This is a genomic window from Pantoea sp. X85 (assembly GCF_029623675.1).
Lineage (GTDB): Bacteria > Pseudomonadota > Gammaproteobacteria > Enterobacterales > Enterobacteriaceae > Pantoea > Pantoea leporis.
In genome coordinates this window covers 2,606,736-2,625,261 of sequence record NZ_CP121108.1, presented here as the reverse complement: position 1 = coordinate 2,625,261, position 18,526 = coordinate 2,606,736, and the positions used below count along the sequence as shown (strand labels likewise).

At 56.9% G+C, this 18,526-nt stretch carries 17 protein-coding genes; 12 read left to right on the top strand and 5 right to left on the bottom strand.

The genetic code is table 11. From position 1 onward, the window contains the following. The first annotated feature begins 286 nt into the window (after nt 1-286). A complete protein-coding gene (locus tag P6287_RS12205) occupies nt 287-1,645 on the top strand; it encodes an APC family permease (RefSeq protein WP_101763400.1) in 1,359 nt (452 codons plus the stop codon). A 165-nt stretch (nt 1,646-1,810) separates the two neighbouring features. On the opposite strand, the gene ygbI is transcribed toward P6287_RS12205, so the two are convergent. Continuing rightward, entirely contained in the window at nt 1,811-2,572 is a 762-nt protein-coding gene (ygbI, locus tag P6287_RS12200) for a DNA-binding transcriptional repressor YgbI (RefSeq protein ID WP_277973777.1), read from the bottom strand. Between the two features lie 259 nt (nt 2,573-2,831). Here ygbI and ltnD point away from each other — a divergent pair, with 259 nt between their 5' ends. From ltnD to P6287_RS12175, 5 genes are all read left to right on the top strand, one after another. Next, a complete protein-coding gene (gene ltnD, locus P6287_RS12195) occupies nt 2,832-3,740 on the top strand; it encodes an L-threonate dehydrogenase (protein ID WP_101763402.1) in 909 nt (302 codons plus the stop codon). A 2-nt stretch (nt 3,741-3,742) separates the two neighbouring features. Then, nucleotides 3,743-5,002 carry a 3-oxo-tetronate kinase gene (otnK, locus tag P6287_RS12190; protein WP_277973776.1) on the top strand — a complete coding sequence of 420 codons (1,260 nt, stop codon included), beginning with the start codon at nt 3,743-3,745 and terminating at the stop codon, nt 5,000-5,002. Then, nucleotides 4,999-5,625 (top strand): aldolase, encoded by a 627-nt coding sequence (locus tag P6287_RS12185; RefSeq protein WP_222184835.1) that lies wholly within the window; start codon nt 4,999-5,001, stop codon nt 5,623-5,625. Before otnK ends, P6287_RS12185 begins: the two co-directional genes overlap by 4 nt. Continuing rightward, nucleotides 5,625-6,404 (top strand): HPr family phosphocarrier protein, encoded by a 780-nt coding sequence (locus P6287_RS12180; protein WP_277973775.1) that lies wholly within the window; start codon nt 5,625-5,627, stop codon nt 6,402-6,404. Before P6287_RS12185 ends, P6287_RS12180 begins: the two co-directional genes overlap by 1 nt. A gap of 118 nt (nt 6,405-6,522) precedes the next feature. Next, nucleotides 6,523-7,875: a GntP family transporter gene (locus P6287_RS12175; protein WP_101763406.1), complete on the top strand. Its 1,353-nt coding sequence runs from the start codon at nt 6,523-6,525 to the stop codon at nt 7,873-7,875. 128 nt (nt 7,876-8,003) lie between these two features. On the opposite strand, the gene sbcB is transcribed toward P6287_RS12175, so the two are convergent. Beyond that, on the bottom strand, nt 8,004-9,425 hold the full coding sequence (gene sbcB / locus P6287_RS12170; protein ID WP_110866679.1) for an exodeoxyribonuclease I: 1,422 nt from the start codon (nt 9,423-9,425) through the stop codon (nt 8,004-8,006). A gap of 202 nt (nt 9,426-9,627) precedes the next feature. Here sbcB and dacD point away from each other — a divergent pair, with 202 nt between their 5' ends. From dacD to tmaR, 3 genes are all read left to right on the top strand, one after another. Then, nucleotides 9,628-10,794 carry a serine-type D-Ala-D-Ala carboxypeptidase DacD gene (dacD, locus tag P6287_RS12165; protein WP_192233442.1) on the top strand — a complete coding sequence of 389 codons (1,167 nt, stop codon included), beginning with the start codon at nt 9,628-9,630 and terminating at the stop codon, nt 10,792-10,794. Between the two features lie 308 nt (nt 10,795-11,102). Further along, nucleotides 11,103-12,161 (top strand): FUSC family protein, encoded by a 1,059-nt coding sequence (locus P6287_RS12160; protein WP_110866681.1) that lies wholly within the window; start codon nt 11,103-11,105, stop codon nt 12,159-12,161. A gap of 161 nt (nt 12,162-12,322) precedes the next feature. Further along, nucleotides 12,323-12,643 (top strand): PTS system regulator TmaR, encoded by a 321-nt coding sequence (gene tmaR, locus P6287_RS12155; RefSeq protein WP_008110563.1) that lies wholly within the window; start codon nt 12,323-12,325, stop codon nt 12,641-12,643. 84 nt (nt 12,644-12,727) lie between these two features. On the opposite strand, the gene P6287_RS12150 is transcribed toward tmaR, so the two are convergent. The 3 genes from P6287_RS12150 to P6287_RS12140 all read right to left on the bottom strand — a co-directional run bounded on the left by P6287_RS12150 (nt 12,728) and on the right by P6287_RS12140 (nt 15,672). Further along, nucleotides 12,728-13,555, bottom strand: coding sequence for a glycosyltransferase family 8 protein (locus P6287_RS12150; RefSeq protein ID WP_271460772.1), 828 nt, complete (start codon nt 13,553-13,555; stop codon nt 12,728-12,730). Between the two features lie 18 nt (nt 13,556-13,573). Beyond that, nucleotides 13,574-14,956, bottom strand: coding sequence for a D-arabinono-1,4-lactone oxidase (locus P6287_RS12145; protein ID WP_277973774.1), 1,383 nt, complete (start codon nt 14,954-14,956; stop codon nt 13,574-13,576). Nucleotides 14,957-15,030: 74 nt separating this feature from the next. Continuing rightward, complete coding sequence (locus P6287_RS12140; RefSeq protein ID WP_210082094.1) at nt 15,031-15,672, bottom strand: TetR family transcriptional regulator; 642 nt, start codon at nt 15,670-15,672, stop codon at nt 15,031-15,033. A 214-nt stretch (nt 15,673-15,886) separates the two neighbouring features. On the opposite strand from P6287_RS12140, the gene P6287_RS12135 reads away from it, so the two are divergent. Genes P6287_RS12135 through P6287_RS12125 form a run of 3 tightly spaced genes read left to right on the top strand, consistent with a single transcriptional unit; the run spans nt 15,887 to nt 18,494 of the window. Further along, nucleotides 15,887-16,714 (top strand): MetQ/NlpA family lipoprotein, encoded by an 828-nt coding sequence (locus P6287_RS12135; RefSeq protein ID WP_110866684.1) that lies wholly within the window; start codon nt 15,887-15,889, stop codon nt 16,712-16,714. Between the two features lie 12 nt (nt 16,715-16,726). Next, nucleotides 16,727-17,857 (top strand): ATP-binding cassette domain-containing protein, encoded by a 1,131-nt coding sequence (locus P6287_RS12130; protein ID WP_277973773.1) that lies wholly within the window; start codon nt 16,727-16,729, stop codon nt 17,855-17,857. Then, nucleotides 17,838-18,494 carry a methionine ABC transporter permease gene (locus tag P6287_RS12125; RefSeq protein ID WP_192233454.1) on the top strand — a complete coding sequence of 219 codons (657 nt, stop codon included), beginning with the start codon at nt 17,838-17,840 and terminating at the stop codon, nt 18,492-18,494. The genes P6287_RS12130 and P6287_RS12125 overlap by 20 nt, the downstream gene beginning before the upstream one ends. Nucleotides 18,495-18,526: the final 32 nt, after the last annotated feature.

Genomic DNA, 18,526 nt, shown 5'->3' with positions numbered 1-18,526 from the left:
GTTAACCGCGTCGGTTATTTTTTTGCATGATGTACTCACTGACATTCACACGAGGCCGGACACGCATCCGGATAGATAGATACTGACAAACACGCTTGTGCGTGAGATTTGAGGAAAACAAAGATGGGACTGTTTAACATTGCACCAGCGCAGGCTGGTTCTCGCTTCCGTGATGACTACGGCGCCGCGACAATCGTAAACACTAATATCACTTCTCACTGCAGCAAATTGCGCAGTAGCCCTGTAGCCCAACCGATCGCGGTTGTCGTCTGCGGGGGCCCGAACAATGTCGCTTAACACCTCTGCCGCACCTCAGCGTGCACACCTGAAAAAATCTCTGACCCTGATCCCGGTTGTCATGATGGGCCTGGCGTATATGCAGCCAATGACCCTGTTTGATACTTTCGGTATCGTGTCTGGATTGACCGACGGCCACGTCGCCACCGCTTATGCTTTCGCCCTGATCGCGATTCTGTTTACTGCCGTGAGCTACGGCAAGCTGGTACGCCGCTTCCCATCTGCGGGCTCCGCTTACACCTATGCTCAGAAGGCAATCAGTCCGCACGTCGGCTTTATGGTTGGCTGGTCATCACTGCTGGACTACTTGTTCATGCCGATGATCAACATCCTGCTGGCGAAAAGCTACTTTGAGACGCTGGTGCCGGGCATTCCGTCGTGGATTTTCGTGGTGCTGCTGGTGGCCTTTATGACCATCTCCAACCTGCGTGGAATCAAAACCGTTGCCAACTTCAACAGCGTGATCGTGGTGCTGCAGGTGGTAGTGATGGTAGTGATTACCGGTATGGTGGTTTACGGTGTGGCACACGGTGTTGGCGAGGGGACATTGACCAGCAGCAGACCGTTCTGGTCTGAGAATGCGCACGTAGTCCCGATGATTACCGGGGCGACCATTCTCTGCTTCTCGTTCCTTGGCTTTGACGGTATCAGTTCGCTGTCAGAAGAGACCAAAGATGCTGAACGCACGATCCCGCGCGCGATTTTCCTCACCGCGCTGATTGGTGGTGTGATCTTTATCGGTGTTTCTTACTTCCTGCAGCTGTACTTCCCGGACATCTCGCGGTTCCAGAATCCGGACTCTTCACAGCCAGAGATCATGCTGTTCGTGGCGGGTAAAGCGCTGCAAATTGGCATCCTGATCTTCTCGGTGGTGACGGTGCTGGCATCCGGTATGGCCGCGCACGCAGGTGTTTCACGTCTGATGTACGTGATGGGCCGCGATGGCGTGTTCCCGCAGCGTTTCTTTGGCTTCGTACACCCGAAATACCGCACGCCGTCACTGAACGTGCTGCTGGTGGGCGCGGTCGCGCTGATGGCGATCAACTTCGACCTGGTAACCGCAACTGCGCTGATTAACTTCGGTGCGCTGGTGGCGTTCACCTTTGTAAACCTGTCGGTGATTGCGCAGTTCTGGATCCGTGAGAAGCGTAACAAGACGCTGAAAGATCACATCAACTATCTGGTGCTGCCGGTAATGGGTGCCCTGACGGTGGGTGCGTTGTGGATTAACCTGGAAGAGACCTCCATGGTGCTCGGCCTGGTGTGGGCTGCGATTGGTATTATTTACCTCGCCTTTGTGACCCGCACCTTCCGCAACCCGGTTCCGCAGTTCAGCGAAGAAGTGTGATTTGATCGACGTCGCTGTCCCCCTCCTCGGTCCTCCCCCATAAATGGGGGAGGAAGATGCTGCCATATGTGAGTTCTGAAGCTGCATGTGGCAGCGTCTCCTTCCCCCGCTAGCGGGGGAAGGCCGGGATGGGGGACAGCGAGCACCGACCGGGAACAGCACGCACTATCCCGCCAACACCAACTCCCAACGCCCCGCACTCAACGCCTCGCGTCCCGCTTTACTCAACCCCGCATCGGTAATCAAGGTATCAAACTGCTCCAGCGGCAACGCCAGATGCGTCGCAATCTTGTTGTACTTCGAACTGTCGCTCAACAACACGCGCTTACTACTCACATCGCTCGCCGCCAGCTTCACCGGCACCTTATCCTCATCCGGCGTAAACAGCCCGCGCGGGCCCCAGCAGGACGCGGAGATAAACGCGATATCAATCGCCAGCTGGCGCAAACTTCTGGCGGCCGCTTCACCGACGCTGGAACGGTTCTCACGACATACCGTGCCGCCGGTGTGAATCAACTTACAGCCGCTGCTCTCCATCAGCAGGCGCGCAATCACGAAATCGTTGGTCACCACCAGCAAGTCATCACGCTCAAGCAACTCGCGCGCCAGCGCCAGTGTGGTGGTGCCGGCATCGAGATAGATGCAGCTATTACGCGGAATATGACGCGCGGCATACTGCCCAATCGCCATCTTCTCGCCGCTGTACATATTGGTTTTCGCCAGATGCGATGGCTCCGCCGCCAGGCGATCCGCTGAGCGCACGCCGCCCGAAACAGACAATACCGCACCTTGCTCTTCCAGCTTCTGCACATCGCGACGTATCGTCATATGCGACACACCCAAGCGCTCAGTGAGCTCGGCAATGCTAACCACGCCGCGTTCGCCCACCAGCGCTAAAATTTGTTGATGACGTTCAACCGGAATCACCTTGCTCTCCCTGAATTATCATTTTTTCACATTGTAGATCATCGATTCACAGCCCGCAGCACAATTTATCTTGGCGGAATCTAAGCAGAAATCCCATCTGGACTGACTTCGAAGCGCTGACCTCCGGCTGTGAATCCATGTTAATCATTGAGCGGCTAAGTTAATTTTTGTGATATCACGCACGTTTATTCGCCACTGACTGCGGCAGACTTAACACCAATGAACAAATTATCACTTAAATTAACAATGGAGGTTTGCTATGTCAGCAACCGTGAATAACATCGGCGTGATTGGTTTAGGTTCCATGGGCATGGGTGCAGCGCAGTCTTGCATCCGTGCAGGATTAAATACCTGGGGTGTTGATCTCAATCCGCAGGCGCTGGAAACCCTGCGTCAGGCCGGTGCACGTGATGCGCAAACCTCCGCTGCCCGCTTTGCCGCTGAACTCGATGCGGTGCTGTTGCTGGTGGTGAACGCCGCGCAGGTTAAAGCAATCCTGTTCGGTGAAAACGGCGTGGCGGCGCAGCTCAAGCCCGGCACTGTGGTCATGGTCTCTTCTACCATCTCTTCACAGGATGCGCAGGCGATTGAACAACAGCTGGCGCAGCATCAGTTGCTGATGCTGGATGCACCGGTTTCCGGCGGTGCAGCCAAAGCCGCAGTCGGCGAGATGACGGTGATGGCGTCCGGCAGCGATGAAGCTTTTGCCCTGCTCAAGCCGGTGCTGGATGCGGTGGCGGCGAAAGTCTATCGCGTGGGCAGCGAAATCGGTCTCGGCTCAACCGTAAAAATCATTCACCAGTTGCTGGCGGGCGTGCACATTGCTGTGGGCGCTGAAGCGATGGCGCTGGCCGCGCGCGCCGGGATCCCGCTCGACACCATGTATGACGTGGTGACCAACGCCGCCGGTAACTCATGGATGTTCGAGAACCGCATGCGTCACGTGGTGGATGGCGATTACTCGCCGAAATCAGCGGTCGATATCTTCGTTAAAGATCTCAATCTGGTGGCGGATACCGCCAAGTCGCTGCACTTCCCGCTGCCGCTGGCTTCTACTGCGCTAAATATGTTTACCGAAGCCAGCAACGCCGGCCACGGTCGTGAAGATGACAGCGCAGTGATCAAGATCTTCAGCGGCATCACGCTGCCGCAGGCGAAGGAGCAATAATCATGCGTTTAGGCGTTATTGCAGACGATTTTACCGGCGCAACCGACATCGCCAGTTTTCTGGTGCAAAACGGTTTGCCGACCATCCAGTTCAACGGCGTGCCGGAAAGTCATGACGCGCTGAGCGCGCAGGCGATTGTTATCAGCCTGAAGTCACGCTCATGCCCGGCGCAGCAGGCGATCGATCAGTCGCTGGCCGCGCTGCAGTGGCTGCAACAGCAGGGCTGCGATCGTTTCTATTTCAAATATTGTTCCACCTTTGACAGCACCGAGCAGGGCAATATCGGCCCGGTGACTGATGCGCTGCTGGCGGCGTTGGGCGAAACGCAAACGGTGATCTCGCCGTCGCTGCCGGTTAACGGTCGTACGGTGTATCAAGGCTATCTTTTTGTCGCCGATCAGCTGCTGTCCGAATCGGGCATGCGCCATCATCCGGTAACGCCAATGACCGACAGCAATCTGGTGCGTTTGATGAAGCGTCAGGCCAAAGGCCAGGCCGCAGTGATCAACGCCGCGCAGCTCGATCAAGGTGCTGATGCGGTGCGTGCGCAGCTGGATACCCTGAAAGCGCAGGGCATCAACTATGTGGTGCTAGACGCGCTGCACGAACAGCACTTGCTGACGCAGGGCGAAGCGCTGAAAGAGACGCGCCTGGTGACCGGCGGTTCAGGCCTGGCGATCGGTATCGCCCGCGCCTGGGCAACGCAGCAGCAGAACAGTGATGCTGAACACGCCGGGCGCCCACAAGGCGATCGCGCGGTGGTGATCTCAGGCTCCTGCTCGCAAATGACCAACCGTCAGGTGCAGGCGTATCGTCAGCAAGCGCCCTCGCATGAAGTGCTGGTGGAGCGCTGCCTCGATAACGCCGAAAGCTATGCACAGGAGCTCTGTGACTGGATGGAAGCCAATCATCAGCCCGATCTGGCACCTTTGCTGTTTGCTACCGCCGATGCCCAGCAGCTGCAAGCCATTCAGCAGCAATACGGCGCAGCGCGCAGCAGTGAAGCGGTTGAACAGCTGTTTGCTGCGGTAACCCGTGAACTGAAAACCCGTGGCTGGCAGCGCTTCATCGTTGCTGGCGGTGAAACCTCGGGCGTGGTGGCACAAAGCCTTGGCGTTACCGCATTCCACATTGGCCCGATGATTTCACCGGGCGTGCCGTGGGTACGCGATATCCATCAGCCGCTGTCGCTGGTGCTGAAATCAGGCAACTTTGGCGACGAACAGTTCTTTGCCCGCGCACAACAGGAGTTTTCAGCATGACGGAACAACAAGCACGCGAAGAAATGGTACAGCTCGGCGCGTCCTTCTTTCAGCGCGGTTACGCCACCGGTTCAGCGGGCAATTTGTCGCTGCTGCTGGAGGATGGCAACTTGCTGGCGACGCCAACCGGATCCTGCCTCGGCGAATTGCAGGCCGATCGCCTGTCGAAAGTGACGATTCAGGGCGAATGGATCTCCGGCGACAAGCCGTCGAAAGAGGTGGCTTTTCACCGCGCGCTCTATCTGAACAATCCCGCGTGCAAAGCGGTGGTGCATCTGCACAGCCACTATCTGACGGCGCTCTCCTGCCTCAACGATCTCGACACTGAAAACTGTATTCGTCCGTTCACGCCGTATGTGGTGATGCGCGTCGGCGATGTGCCGGTGGTGCCGTATTACAAGCCGGGCGATCAGCGCCTGGCAGACGATCTGGCCAATCTGGCCTCGCGCTATAACGCCTTCCTGCTGGCCAATCACGGTCCGGTGGTGGTGGGCAAATCCCTGCGCGAAGCTGCCAATAACACTGAAGAACTGGAAGAGACCGCGCGCCTGATGTTTACGCTCGGTGACCGCTCGATTCGTTATCTGACCGATAGCGAAGTCGCGGAATTGAGGAATGTTTAATGCCTAAGTTTGCAGCCAATCTATCTACGCAGTTCGGTGAGTTGCCGTTTATCGAACGCTTTGCCGCCGCGGCCAACGCCGGTTTTCGCGCCGTTGAATTCCTGTTCCCGTATGACTTTCCGGCCAAGGTGATTAAAGCCGAGCTGGAAAAACATCAGCTGGAACTGGTGCTGTTTAACACCGCTGCAGGCAACGTGCAGGCGGGCGAGTGGGGCGTTTCCGCCATTCCGGGCCGTGAACAGGAAGCGCGTGCCGATATCGATCGGGCGCTGGAGTATGCGCTGGCACTCAACTGCCGGCAGGTGCATGTGATGGCGGCAACGGTGCCAAACGGTGCCGATCGTGCAGCCTATGAAGAGACTTTCGTGCGTAATATGCATTATGCCGCCGAGCGTTTTGCGCCGCACGGCATTCGCCTGCTGCTGGAAGCACTTAATCCAGTCACTAAACCGAATTATCTCTACGCCAGCCAGTATCAGACGCTGGCGATGATGGCGCGTATCGATCGGCCCAACGTCTTTACCCAGCTCGATCTGTTCCATGCACAGCTGGTGGACGGCAATCTGACGCATCTGATTCGTGAATACGCTGGTCGTTATCGCCATATCCAGATCGCCTCTGCGCCGCATCGCCACGAGCCGGATGAGGGCGAGATCAACTATTCCTATCTGTTCGACCTGCTGGATGAAGTGGGTTACGACGGTTGGGTGGGATGTGAATACATCCCGCGCGGCCGCACTGAAGCCGGCCTCGACTGGTTCGCGCCTTACGCTAAATAAATTTTTTTAACCACCCAGCACAGGGATTTTCAGCACTGTGCTGGGTAAGTCATACCTGAATTCGTCAATACCAGATAGAGCTGTACCCAAACTATACTAATTAAATCAGAGGATTATCATGTCTACCGCGTTGTTGTTAGCCATTGCTACCGCCAGCATTGTGATCTTGCTGCTGCTGGTGATTAAAACCAAAGTTCACCCCTTTGTGGCGCTACTGATTGTCAGCTTGCTGGTGGCGATTGCGACCGGCATTCCAGCCGACAAAATCATGGAAACCATCTTTAGCGGGATGGGTAACTTGCTGGGGCATATCACCATTATCATCGTGCTGGGGGCGATGCTCGGCGCAGTGATTGAAGCCTCGGGCGGTGCCGAGTCGCTGGCACAACGCTTCAGTAAATCGCTGGGTATCAAGCGTACCGTGGCGGCGCTGACCATGGCGGCGTTTATCCTCGGCATTCCGGTGTTCTTCGAAGTCGGCTTTATCATCGTGATTCCGCTGATTTATGGCTTCACCAAAGTGGCGCGTGTGTCACCGCTGAAGTTTGGCTTGCCGATGGCGGGCGTGATGCTGACGGTGCACGTTGCGCTGCCAACCCATCCCGGCGCGGCGGCGGCTGCGGGCATTCTGCACACTGATATGGGCTGGCTGATGATGCTCGGTATCCTGATCTCGATTCCGGTCGGTATCGTCGGTTATTACGTCGCGAAAGCGATGAACCTGCGTCAATATCATCTTTCCGTTGATGTATTAGAACAGCTGCAGCTAGCGAAGCCGGAAGGCAAGCCGAAGAACGACGCGCCAGCGCCGGGTGCACTGACCATTACCGGTCTGATTGTTGTGCCGATTCTGTTGATCGTCATGGGTACCGTCGCGCATACCACGCTGGAAGAAGGCAGCACGCTGCGTGCGGTGATGACGGTGATCGGTACGCCAGCCATTGCGTTGCTGATTGCGCTGGGACTGGCGGCATGGCTGCTCGGCGTGCGTCGTGGCTGGAGCAAAGAGAAACTGGAAGATCTCACCGGACGTGCGATTCCCAGCTCCGCCAGCGTGATTCTGGTTGCGGGCGCGGGCGGCGCGTTTGGTAAGGTGCTGGTGGAATCGGGCGTGGGCAAAGCGCTGGCGTTGACGCTGGAAACCTTGCATCTGCCATTAGTTCCGGCGGCCTTTATTCTGTCGCTGGCGCTGCGTGCTTCGCAGGGATCGGCAACGGTGGCGATTCTGACCACCAGCGGCTTGTTAAGCCAGGCGGTGGGCGATGTAACGGATATGCAGCGCGTGTTGGTGACGCTGGCGGCCTGTTTCGGCGGGTTAGGTTTGTCGCACGTCAATGATGCGGGTTTTTGGGTGGTGACGCGCTATCTGGGCTTGTCAGTGGCCGATGGCCTGAAGACCTGGACGGTATTGACGACGGTGATGGGGCTGAGCGGTTTCGCATTGACGTGGCTGGTGTGGGGGATGATTTAAGGGTTTTCCCTCACCCTAACCCTCTCCCACAGGGAGAGGGAACCGATCGAGCGCTCACGCCAGCATCTGGCAGCGTCTCCCTCTCCCTGTGGGAGAGGGCCGGGGTGAGGGCATCAAATCGCAGAGGACTATGACACCAGCTCCTGCGCATACAAATACAGCGCCTTCAGCTGCGCCATCTTCTCCGTATTTCCCTCATGCAAACTCGCCAGCGACTCCAGCTCCAGCAAGAACGCCTGTACGCGCTCGGCATTCAGCGCTTCACGGCGATGCTGCAACCAGCGCTGCTGTTCGGCGTCATCCAGGGTGCCGGGGAAGTTGCGCGCACGGTAACGGAACAACAATTTAGCAATGCGCTTGTCGTCGAAGGTCAAATCCAGCGCCGGTAAGTTCTGCGGCGGCGTCTGGCGGATGATATTCATGCCAGCGCGATCGGCATCGCTAAAGAAACCGTCATACAACTGCGCGTCAACATCATCTGACGGGGTAAACGGCTCGGCGTCGGCAAACAGCGCCACCACTTTCTCACGCACTTCCGCGTGGTCACGCAGCAGCTTGAGGTTTGCAAGGCACTGCTGACGATCGATGTTGAGGCGCGCGGCATCTTCCGGACGCAGCGTGCTGGCAGGCGCCAGCACCGGACACTTATTAATGTGCACCAGCTTGATCGGCACCGCAGGCAGATCGCCCAAATCGCTGTGGCGGGTATATAAACGCTCGCGCAGTTCGTCAGATTCCAGCGTCAGCAGCGGCGACATATCACCGGCCAAATCGGCAACAATCAGCGCGTTACGGTTATCCGGATGCCATGCCAGCGGCACAATCCAGCTGGTGTTACCGCGCGCCGCACCGAACATGCCGGAGACGTGCACCAGCGGTTTCATCTGCGGGATATCAATCAGCGTCATCAGTTTCTGTTTGTTGCGATGGGTAAACAGAAACTCAAACAGCTTCGGCTGCTTCTCTTGCACCAGTTTTGCCATTGCCAGCGTGGCATAAACGTCGGACATCGCATCGTGCGCCTGTTCGTGCGCCACGCCGTTGGCTTTAGTGAGATGCTCCAGCTTGAAGCTGGGGAAGCCATCGTCATTCTCCGGCCACTCAATGCCTTCCGGACGCAGCGCGTAGCAGGCGCGCATCACATCCAGCAGATCCCAGCGCGAATTGCCGTTCTGCCAGCTCCAGCCATAGGGATCAAAGAAGTTGCGATAGAAGATATTGCGCGTCACTTCGTCATCAAAACGCACATTGTTGTAACCAATCACACAGGTTTGCGGCTCGCTAAACAGGCCGTGAATGCGTTCGGCAAACGCCGCCTCGGTCACGCCGCGCGCTTTGGCGGTTTGCGGCGTAATGCCGGTGATCATCACCGCTTCCGGCTGCGGCAGATAATCGTCGGCTGGCTGGCAATAAAATACCTGCGGTTCACCTACTGCATTGAATTCTTTATCGGTACGCAGGCCCGCGAACTGCGCCGGACGGTCCAGCGACGGGCTTTTACCGAAGGTTTCATAATCGTGGAATAAGAAGGTGAACTCAGAGGCGGGCACGGCGTTATCCTGGCAATGGAGAATCAACGCACAGGATAGTCGTCCCTGGGTAGCAGTACAACCTCGATCATCCTCGCTGCGAGCAGGCGCGCAGCATTTATGCGCAGTTCATACTTTTTTTCAATTTATTCAGATCTGTAAGCGCTATTTGCCGTAAAACGTGCGGCGGTAAATTCATTTTTTTGATTTTGAGGAAGAAGTGTTGAAAAGGCGTCTGCTGGTAACTGTATCTGGAATAATTATTTGGGCATCGTGGGCGCAGGCTGACGACAGCATGCCGTTTCCCCTGACACCCCCGCCGATTGATGCGGCTTCATGGGTGTTGATGGACGCCACCACCGGACAAATTCTCACCGCTGGCAATCCGGATGAAGAGCGTAACCCGGCCAGCCTGACCAAACTGATGACCGGCTATGTCGTGGATCGCGCTATCGATCAGAATAAAATCAGCCGCGATGACAAAGTCACTATCGGCAAAGATGCGTGGGGCGCAGGCAATCCGGTGTTCAAAGGCTCCTCGCTGATGTTCCTCAAGCCTGGCGATCAGGTCACGGTGCGCGACCTGATGCGCGGCGTGATCATCGATTCCGGTAACGATGCCTGCGTAGCGCTGGCGGATCACGTGGCCGGCAGCGAAAGCAGCTTCGTCACCATGATGAACAGCTACGTGCAGAAACTCGGCCTGTCGCACACCCATTTCGAAACCGTGCACGGCCTCGATGCGCCGGGCCAGCACACCACCGCACGCGATCTGGCGGTGCTGTCGCGCGCCATCATCAGCGGCGAGCCCGATTTCTACGCCATGTACGGGGAGAAAACCCTGACGTGGAACGGCATCACTCAAAACAATCGCAACGGCTTGCTGTGGGATCAAAATCTGCACGTCGATGGTCTGAAAACCGGCCACACCGAAAGCGCCGGTTTTAACATCATCGCTTCTAACGTGGTCGGACGTCATCGCCTGATTGCGGTGATCATGGGCGGCAAGAGCCCGAAAGGGCGTGAAGATCAGGCGCGCAAGCTGCTGGTATGGGGCCAAAACAGCTTTGATACCGTGCAACTGTTCCACGCAGGCAAAAAAATCGGTAGCGAAAACGTCTGGTACGGCAATCCGCATAAGGTCGATGTCGGCACCACGCAGGATATCTACCTGTCGCTGCCGCGCACAGAAGTGGCCAACGTGATGGCGAAATACGTTATCGATCGCAAAGATCTGGAAGCGCCGCTGAAAGCGGGCGAGCAGATTGGCGAAATTCAGGTGATGGACAAAGATAAGCAGCTGGCCAGCTATCCGCTCTACGCGCTACAGGCGGTGGAAGAGGCGGGCATCATTACGCGCATCAGCGATTACGTGAAACAGAAACTGTAATCTGTCGCGTCTTTCCGCGTCATCATCGTCGCCGTGATGCGGCGATGATGACACAATCGCTGTTGGCGTTGCAGACCAGAAAGGTGTGCTGGTGCGCGATGACGTGATTTTCCGATCGCCATTCATGGCAACCGTTTTAATGCGCGCACCAAACCCACTGCGTTACATCAATGTTTCTATTGAGAAAACCTGATGTAACGTCCATGTTGTATTTCAGCAAAACCTGAAAAATAATTGCGTTCGACCCTGATGATGCAGCCGTCACCAGGGTAACATAGCGCGCAAATTTTTAGCGTTCCCGGACAACCATGTTACGCGCTGACAAGCCCATCTCGCAGATTGAGTTCTGGTTCTACCGCCACTATCGCACCGTACACGGCGTGCGTATCGCTATCGCCTTTGTGCTGTGTTTCCTGTTTGTGCGGCTCACCGACATTCCCGAAGGCACCTGGCCGCTGATTACGCTGGTGGTCGTGATGGGGCCGATTTCCACCTGGGGCAATGTGCTGCCGCGCGTGGTGCAGCGTATCAGCGGCACCTTTGCCGGACTGATTTCTGGCCTGATCGCGCTCAAGCTTGAGCTGTTTTCACTGCCGGTGATGCTGGTGTGGTGCGCCGTTGTGATGGTGGTCTGCGGCTATCTGACGCTGGGAAAACATCCCTACATGGCGCTGCTGATCGGCATCACGCTCGGCGTGGTGGTTGGCGCACCGGCCGGGGATTTCACCATCGCCATGTGGCGCGGGGGCGATGTGATTCTCGGTTCACTGATGGCGCTGCTGTTTAGCGCCATCTGGGCGCAGCGCGCCTACACCCATTGGCGCATCCAGTTGTCGGATGCGTTTATCGCCATGGCCAAACTGCATCACACCGGCTTCTCGGCCAATCTGCTGGAGAAGCCGCGGCTGAATAAACCTTTTCAGAAATTGCTGAGCAGCGTGATCAAAATGCGCGCGCTGCTGGAGCCGGCGAGTAAAGAGACGCGCATTCCGAAATCGGTGTTTGAGGCGATCCAGACCATCAATCGCAATCTGGTCAACACCATGCAGATGCAGATTGATGCATGGTGGTCGTCGCGTGAAAGCCACTTGATTATGCTCAACGCGCCTGCGCTGCGCCGCACCCAGCAGATGACCGAAGACACGCTAAATGCGCTGGCCACGCTGATGGTGAAAGGCGAAACCGAGCAGATCACCGCCAACAGCCACGCGCTCGAGGAGATCACCCAGGAACTGGAGCAGCTGATTGCTAATCGCAGCGGACGTTCCGAAACCACGGCGATTTACGGCTACGTCTGGCTGAGCCTCGAACAGGCGCGTCAGCTGGAGCGTATGACTGATTTAGTGCGTCTGGCGCTGCGTAAATAGTTTTCTCAGGCAAGGACTTAATGTGAATCACCCTTTCTTTGCGCTAAGATAAGCGCCAGTCCGAATTTAGCGGTGAGAATTGCAACCCTGGCGGCCAAGCCGCTAAGCTAAACGTTATGACTATTCCGCCTGCCGACGCAGGCCTCAAGAAAGGTGCCAACATGGAAAATGCCAAGCAATCATTTCAGGACGTACTGGAGTTTGTGCGTATGTTCCGTCGTAAAAACAAACTGCAGCGCGAAATCGTGGATAACGAGAAGAAAGTCCGTGATAACCAGAAACGTGTGCTGCTGCTGGACAACCTGAGTGAATACATCAAACCCGGCATGAGCATCGAGGCGGTGCAGGAAATTATCGCCAGCATGCGTGTGGACTATGAAGACCGCGTTGATGAGTACATCATCAAAAACGCTGACCTCTCCAAAGAGCGTCGCGAGCTGTCGAAGAAGTTGAAAGCGATGGGCGAGCCAAAAGCGCAATAAATCGTCTGGTCGCCATTTATGGCGATTTGGCCCGCAGTAATGGGCAATTCATATGAAACAGCGCGACGAATCGCGCTGTTTTTTTTATTCCGCCGCTAACTCCCACCACAGCTTATCCAGCGCGTAGTAGCGGTCGCGTTCCGATTCAGGCTGATTCAGGTCGCGTTTCCACGGCTTCGCCAGAATAAAGTGCAGGTTCTTCACTTCATCTTCGCGCCACATCTTACTGTGCTGGAACTGTAAGGTTTTCAGCGCATTGTATTTGTACGAAAGCGGCAGCCAGCGATCCTCGAACACTTCATTAAGCAAATCCTGCTCGGAGAACGGATAGCGGCGCAGATCGGTAATGCCCGCCACTTTCTCCTGCAGCCACGCAAACACCGCCAGATCCGGCTTCAGCACCAAAAAACCGCCGTTCAGGTAGCGATCGAGCGTGGACGGTGCCGGTTCGCCGCGATCCTGCCAGGTATAGTGACAATTCTCTGGCTGCCAGCTGGCGGGATAACTGGCGATCTTGTTGGGATTGCAGCGACAGGCGTGGCACGCTGCCAGCGCATGCTTGCCCAGATCGAGCGTAAACAGCTCATCCATGTTGCGCAGCACCAGCATGTCGGCATCGAGAAATACTACGCGCTCACAATCAACCAGCTCCCACGCGCGCAGCTTGCTCCACACTTCACCGAACTGCGCCGAGGCGTAATGCTGCTCCAGTTCGGCGTTTGGCATCAGCGGATCCACCGGATGGATCACGCAGCCCAGCGCCTGCAACGCTTCACGCGTCTCCAGATCGATGGCGTCGGTGACCATGACAATCAGCGGCCAGCGGGTTTCGCTGCGCTTCAGCGAGCGGTGCAGCGCCTTCACGCCAATGAAATAGTCCGGCTGCGTTAACAGCGTTACCCATGCAAACATGGTTTCTCCCCTTCAAACTTAATCAAACAAAGCAGTGACATAGTCATTGCTAAAACGGCGTTGTGGATCGAGCTGGTCGCGCACTGCGCGGAAAGCGTCCCACTGCGGATAGATATCGCGCCACTGATAGCGCTGCGGATCGTAATATTTGCCCCAGTGCGGACGTCCGCCTTCGGCCGCCAGCAGCTTCTCGACTTCAGTGAGAAAATGCAGGCCATCCTGCGACAGCGAACCGTCATCAGCGTAATAGACCACAAAGCCAAAGAAGCAAGTGGCGTGCTGATACGCCGGGCTGAGCCAGCCTTCAGACGCGCCGGTACAGCGCAGAATGATCGGATAGTGCATATGCGGGTGATTCTCGGCATACCACGCTTTGATCTTGCTGATAATCTGCGGCGTTTTCTCCAGCGGCACGCCGATCTCGACGTTGATCTGCGGCACGGCAATGCCGCGACAAAATAGCTGATAGATATCGCCGCTGATGTCGGTGAAATCGCGGAAACGCGTCACGGTGCGGAACTGTTTACCCCCTTTGCCGTGAATCTGCGTATCGCGATGCATCTGCGCCAGCGTCTGGTCGATGGTGTCATTCAGGCTGCTGTCGGTGTCATCGCCATGCTCAATCACCTCGCGCTGATTGGCGTGCCATGCCTGCGAATCTTCAGCGCTGGCTTCGTGCGCGTTCCACACGTGCATCAGGTTGTCATCGACAAACCACCAGGCTTTGCTCATCTCATACTGCTGGTTCCATTCGATCATATCGTTCTCCAGCGTATCGGCGGAGACGGCGAATTTGTGGCAGGTAAACAGGCGGAAAGGGCGGGTGCGCAGCGTCACGGCCGTCACAATGCCCAGGGTGCCGAGCGAAACCTGGGCGGCAGCGAAATCGGGCTCACCGCGCACAAATTCACGCACGCTGCCGTCAGCCAACACCATGCGGATGCGCAGCGCTTCATCGGCGATGGAGCTTTGTGCTAAACCCTGGCCGTGCGTGCCGGTGGCCATTGCGCCCGCCAGCGTCTGCACCGCAATCACGCCCGGCGACGAGGCCAGCATGCGATCCATCTCGGTTAAGGAGCTGTAAACCTGCTCCAGCGGCGTACCGGCGGCAAAGGTGACGCTCTCTTCGTCTTGGGCGATCACGCCGTTGAACGCGCTGAGATCCAGCAGCAAATCCTGCTCATCAACGCCCAGCATGCGGCCCGGCGACAAGCGGTTGCCCAGCACGCGCACTTTGCCGCTGGCGGTGCGCAGCAGTTGTTGCAACTCCGCTTCAGTTTGCGGCTGATGTAACTGACTACGCTGACCAACCACCGAGTTTTGCGCCCAGTTCCACAGTGCGCTGTCCCGATCGGTATTCTGCGTATGGCGTAAGGGATAAAGGTGGGGATCTTTGTTCACTACGGCGTTCCTTAGTCTGTGGTCTGTGACGGTCCCAAATTTAAAAGCGTAGACCATCAGCGCGCAGCCGCAGCCTACGGGGCTTTGCGCACATAACGCAGCGTGGCGGTGACGGCTAACTGGCGGTTGCGACGGATGCTGTCTTCCTCGCTATCGTTCGGCGTGAAAAGCGTGTGAAAGGTGTAGCGATTGGAGACGTGATGCACACAAATGCTGCTCAGCAAGCGGTGCACATCCACGGTATCCAGCCCATCCATAAACAGCCCTTGCTGCTGGCCGCGCGTCAGAATGTCATCCAGCACATCGAGTGCACTTTTGTTCAGCGCCTTAATGCGTTCGGATTGCATGATATAGCGCCCGCGCAGCAGGTTTTCGGTACACACCAGCCGCATAAAATCCGGGTGCGAAACGTGGTAATCAAAGCTGGCTTCCACCAGTTTGGTCATCGCCAGTTCCGGTGCCATCTCGGCGAGATTAAGGCCGGTTTCATGCTGCCGAATCGCCTGATACACCTGCTCCAGCACCTCAATATAGAGCTGCTCTTTATTGCCAAAGTGATACACCACCATGCGTTTAGTGGTTTGCGCGTGCTCAGCGATCTGCTCCAGCCGCGCGCCCTGCATACCGAACTCGGCGAACATTTTCAGCGCACCAGCAAGGATGCGTTTCTTGAGCCCTTCAGGGTCATTTTTTCGTTTAGGTGTGGTGTCCGACATAGCGCTTATAGTAACAAGTCCATCAAAAGGGGGAGGATAGCACAGCCATTTCTCGCGTGTGGCGATGCGAGCGGCGCCGCGGCTTTATGCTTTTCAGGAATAGCATTCCTGAATAAATCATAATGCAGGAATAAGCAACTGCGTATACTGCGGTCATCTGTCGTTACGACAGCTAATTTTGACTCGCGCAATTATAACGATTAGGAAGCACTTTATGCACACACGTCTGTCATCAGTAAAAAATAAATTCCTGTTAACGGCTGGCGCCTTGCTGCTGGCCAGCGCGGCGCTGTCGCCGCTGTCCATCGCGCACGCGGCGGACAAAACCTCGGTAAAAGTCGGCATTATGAGCGGCGAAGATGAAGACGTCTGGCGCGAAGTGATCAAACAGGCGGCGGCGAAAGGCTTAACGGTGAAAACCGTCATTTTCAACGATTACAACCAGCCGAACGAAGCGCTGCAAAACGGCGAAGTGGATGCCAACGCCTTCCAGCATCAGCCGTTCCTCAATAACCAAATCAAGGTCAATCACTACGACATCGTACGCGTCGGCGATACCGCCGTGTGGCCGATTGGTCTCTACTCGAAGAAAGTCAAAAGCGCCAAAGCGCTGAAAGAGGGTGCGGTGATTGGCGTGCCAAACGATCCCTCTAACGAAGCGCGCGGTCTGGTGCTGCTTGAGCAACAAGGCCTGATCAAACTGAAGCCGGGGGTCGGCATCGCGGCCACCACCGCCGATATCACCGCCAATCCGCATCATCTGAAAATCAAAGAGCTGGATTCCGGCATCATCGGCCGCTCCGTTCCTGATCTGGATGCCGCCGTCGTCAACACCGATTGGGCGCTGAAAAGTGGCCTGACCGCCGCAGACCGCATTGCGCAAGAGCCGGTAAAAGATAACCCGTACAACAACTTTATTGCGGTGAAAAAAGAGAACGTCAGCGCGCCGTGGGTGAAAACGCTGGTGGCTTCTTATCAGAACGATGCCGTGAAGACCGTGTTTGACAAGGTCTACAAAGGCACGGGCGAAACGGCCTGGTAAGGAACGAACAAGATGACGTTATTCTCAGCAGCCGAAACGCCCTTTACCGCCGTGAAACGCGGCGTGGCGGAAAGTGCCCATGACGAGGCGCAGGTGAAGTTTCGCGACAGCGGCAGCGTGGTGCGCCTGCAAGGTGTGTCACGTCGTTTTGGACAAACCCAGGCGCTGCGCGACATCTCGTTGACGGTGCAGAAAGGCGAAATCCTTGGCCTGATCGGACGCAGCGGCGCGGGGAAATCCACGCTGATCCGCTGTCTCAACGGGCTGGAACAACCTGATGAAGGCGTGATTGAAATCGAAGGCCGTAACATCACCGGCCTGTCAGAAAAACAGCTGCAAACGGTGCGCAGCCGCGTTGGCATGGTGTTCCAGCACTTCAATCTGTTATCAGCAAAAACGGTGGCGCAGAACGTCGCGCTGCCGCTGAAAATCGCCGGCATGGATAAAGCGCAACGCCAGCAGCGCGTGGCGGAACTGCTGGCGCTGGTGGGATTGGCGGACAAAGCACAAAGCTATCCGGCAGCGTTATCCGGCGGTCAAAAACAGCGGGTTGGCATTGCCCGCGCGCTGGCGGCCAGCCCGGCGCTGCTGCTGTGCGACGAAGCCACCTCGGCGCTCGATCCGGAAACCACGCGCTCAATTCTGGCGCTGCTCAAATCCCTGAATCAAAAACTCGGCATCACCATTTTGCTGATTACCCATGAGATGGAAGTGATCAAATCCGTGGCGCATCGCGTGGCGGTGATTGATGCCGGTGAAATCATTGAACAAGGTCCGGTTTGGCAGGTGTTTGCGCATCCGCAATCGGCCCTGACGCGCACGCTGCTGCGCGGTTTGCTGCCGCAGCTGCCGGAAAATATTGCTGCGCGCCTCAGCGATGACAAGCAGGGCGATGCCATCTACAGCGTGCACTTTGCCGGTGACGATGCGCAGGGCGATCTGCTCACCCGCTTTGCCGGTGCGCTGCCGGGCAAATTCCGCCTGCTGCAGGGCGGCATCGATCACATCCAGCACTACGCGGTGGTGCGTTTCTTTATTGCGCTCCCGGCAGCCAACGCGGCCGACGAGCAACAGATTCTCAGCTGGCTGCAGGCGCAGCAGGCTCAAGTGGAGTTGGTGGGTTATGTCGCCAGTCATGATTGATCTTTTACTCAATGCGTTAGGCGAAACGGTATTAATGACGGTGATTTCCGGCCTGTTTTCGCTGGTGGCGGGCTTGCCGCTCGGCCTGATTCTGGTGATGACCAGCCCCGGCGGCATCGCCGAACATCGCGGCGTTAATCGCGTGCTGGGCCTGATCATCAACAGCTTCCGCTCGCTGCCGTTCATCATTCTGCTGGTGGCGCTGATTCCCTTTACCCGTTTTCTGGTCGGCACCTCGCTCGGCACCTGGGCCGCGATTGTACCGCTGTCGATCACCGCCACGCCGTACTTCGCGCGCGTGGCGGAAGTGTCGCTGCGTGATGTCGATCGCGGCCTGATTGATGCGGTGCGCGCCATGGGCGCCAGCAAGCTGCGCATTGTCTGGGACGTGCTGATCCCGGAAGCGCTGCCCGGCATCTTGTCGGGGTTTGTGGTTACGCTGGTGGCGCTAATTGGTGCTTCGGCCATGGCCGGCGCGATTGGCGCAGGCGGACTGGGCGATCTGGCGATCCGTTATGGCTATCAGCGCTTTGAAACCTCAGTGATGATCGCGGTGATCGCGGTGCTGATTGTGCTGGTGTGCGGCATTCAGTGGCTCGGCGACCGGTTAGTGCAGCGTATTGATAAGCGCCATTGATTATCACTGATGCGCGATAAATCGCGCCGCTA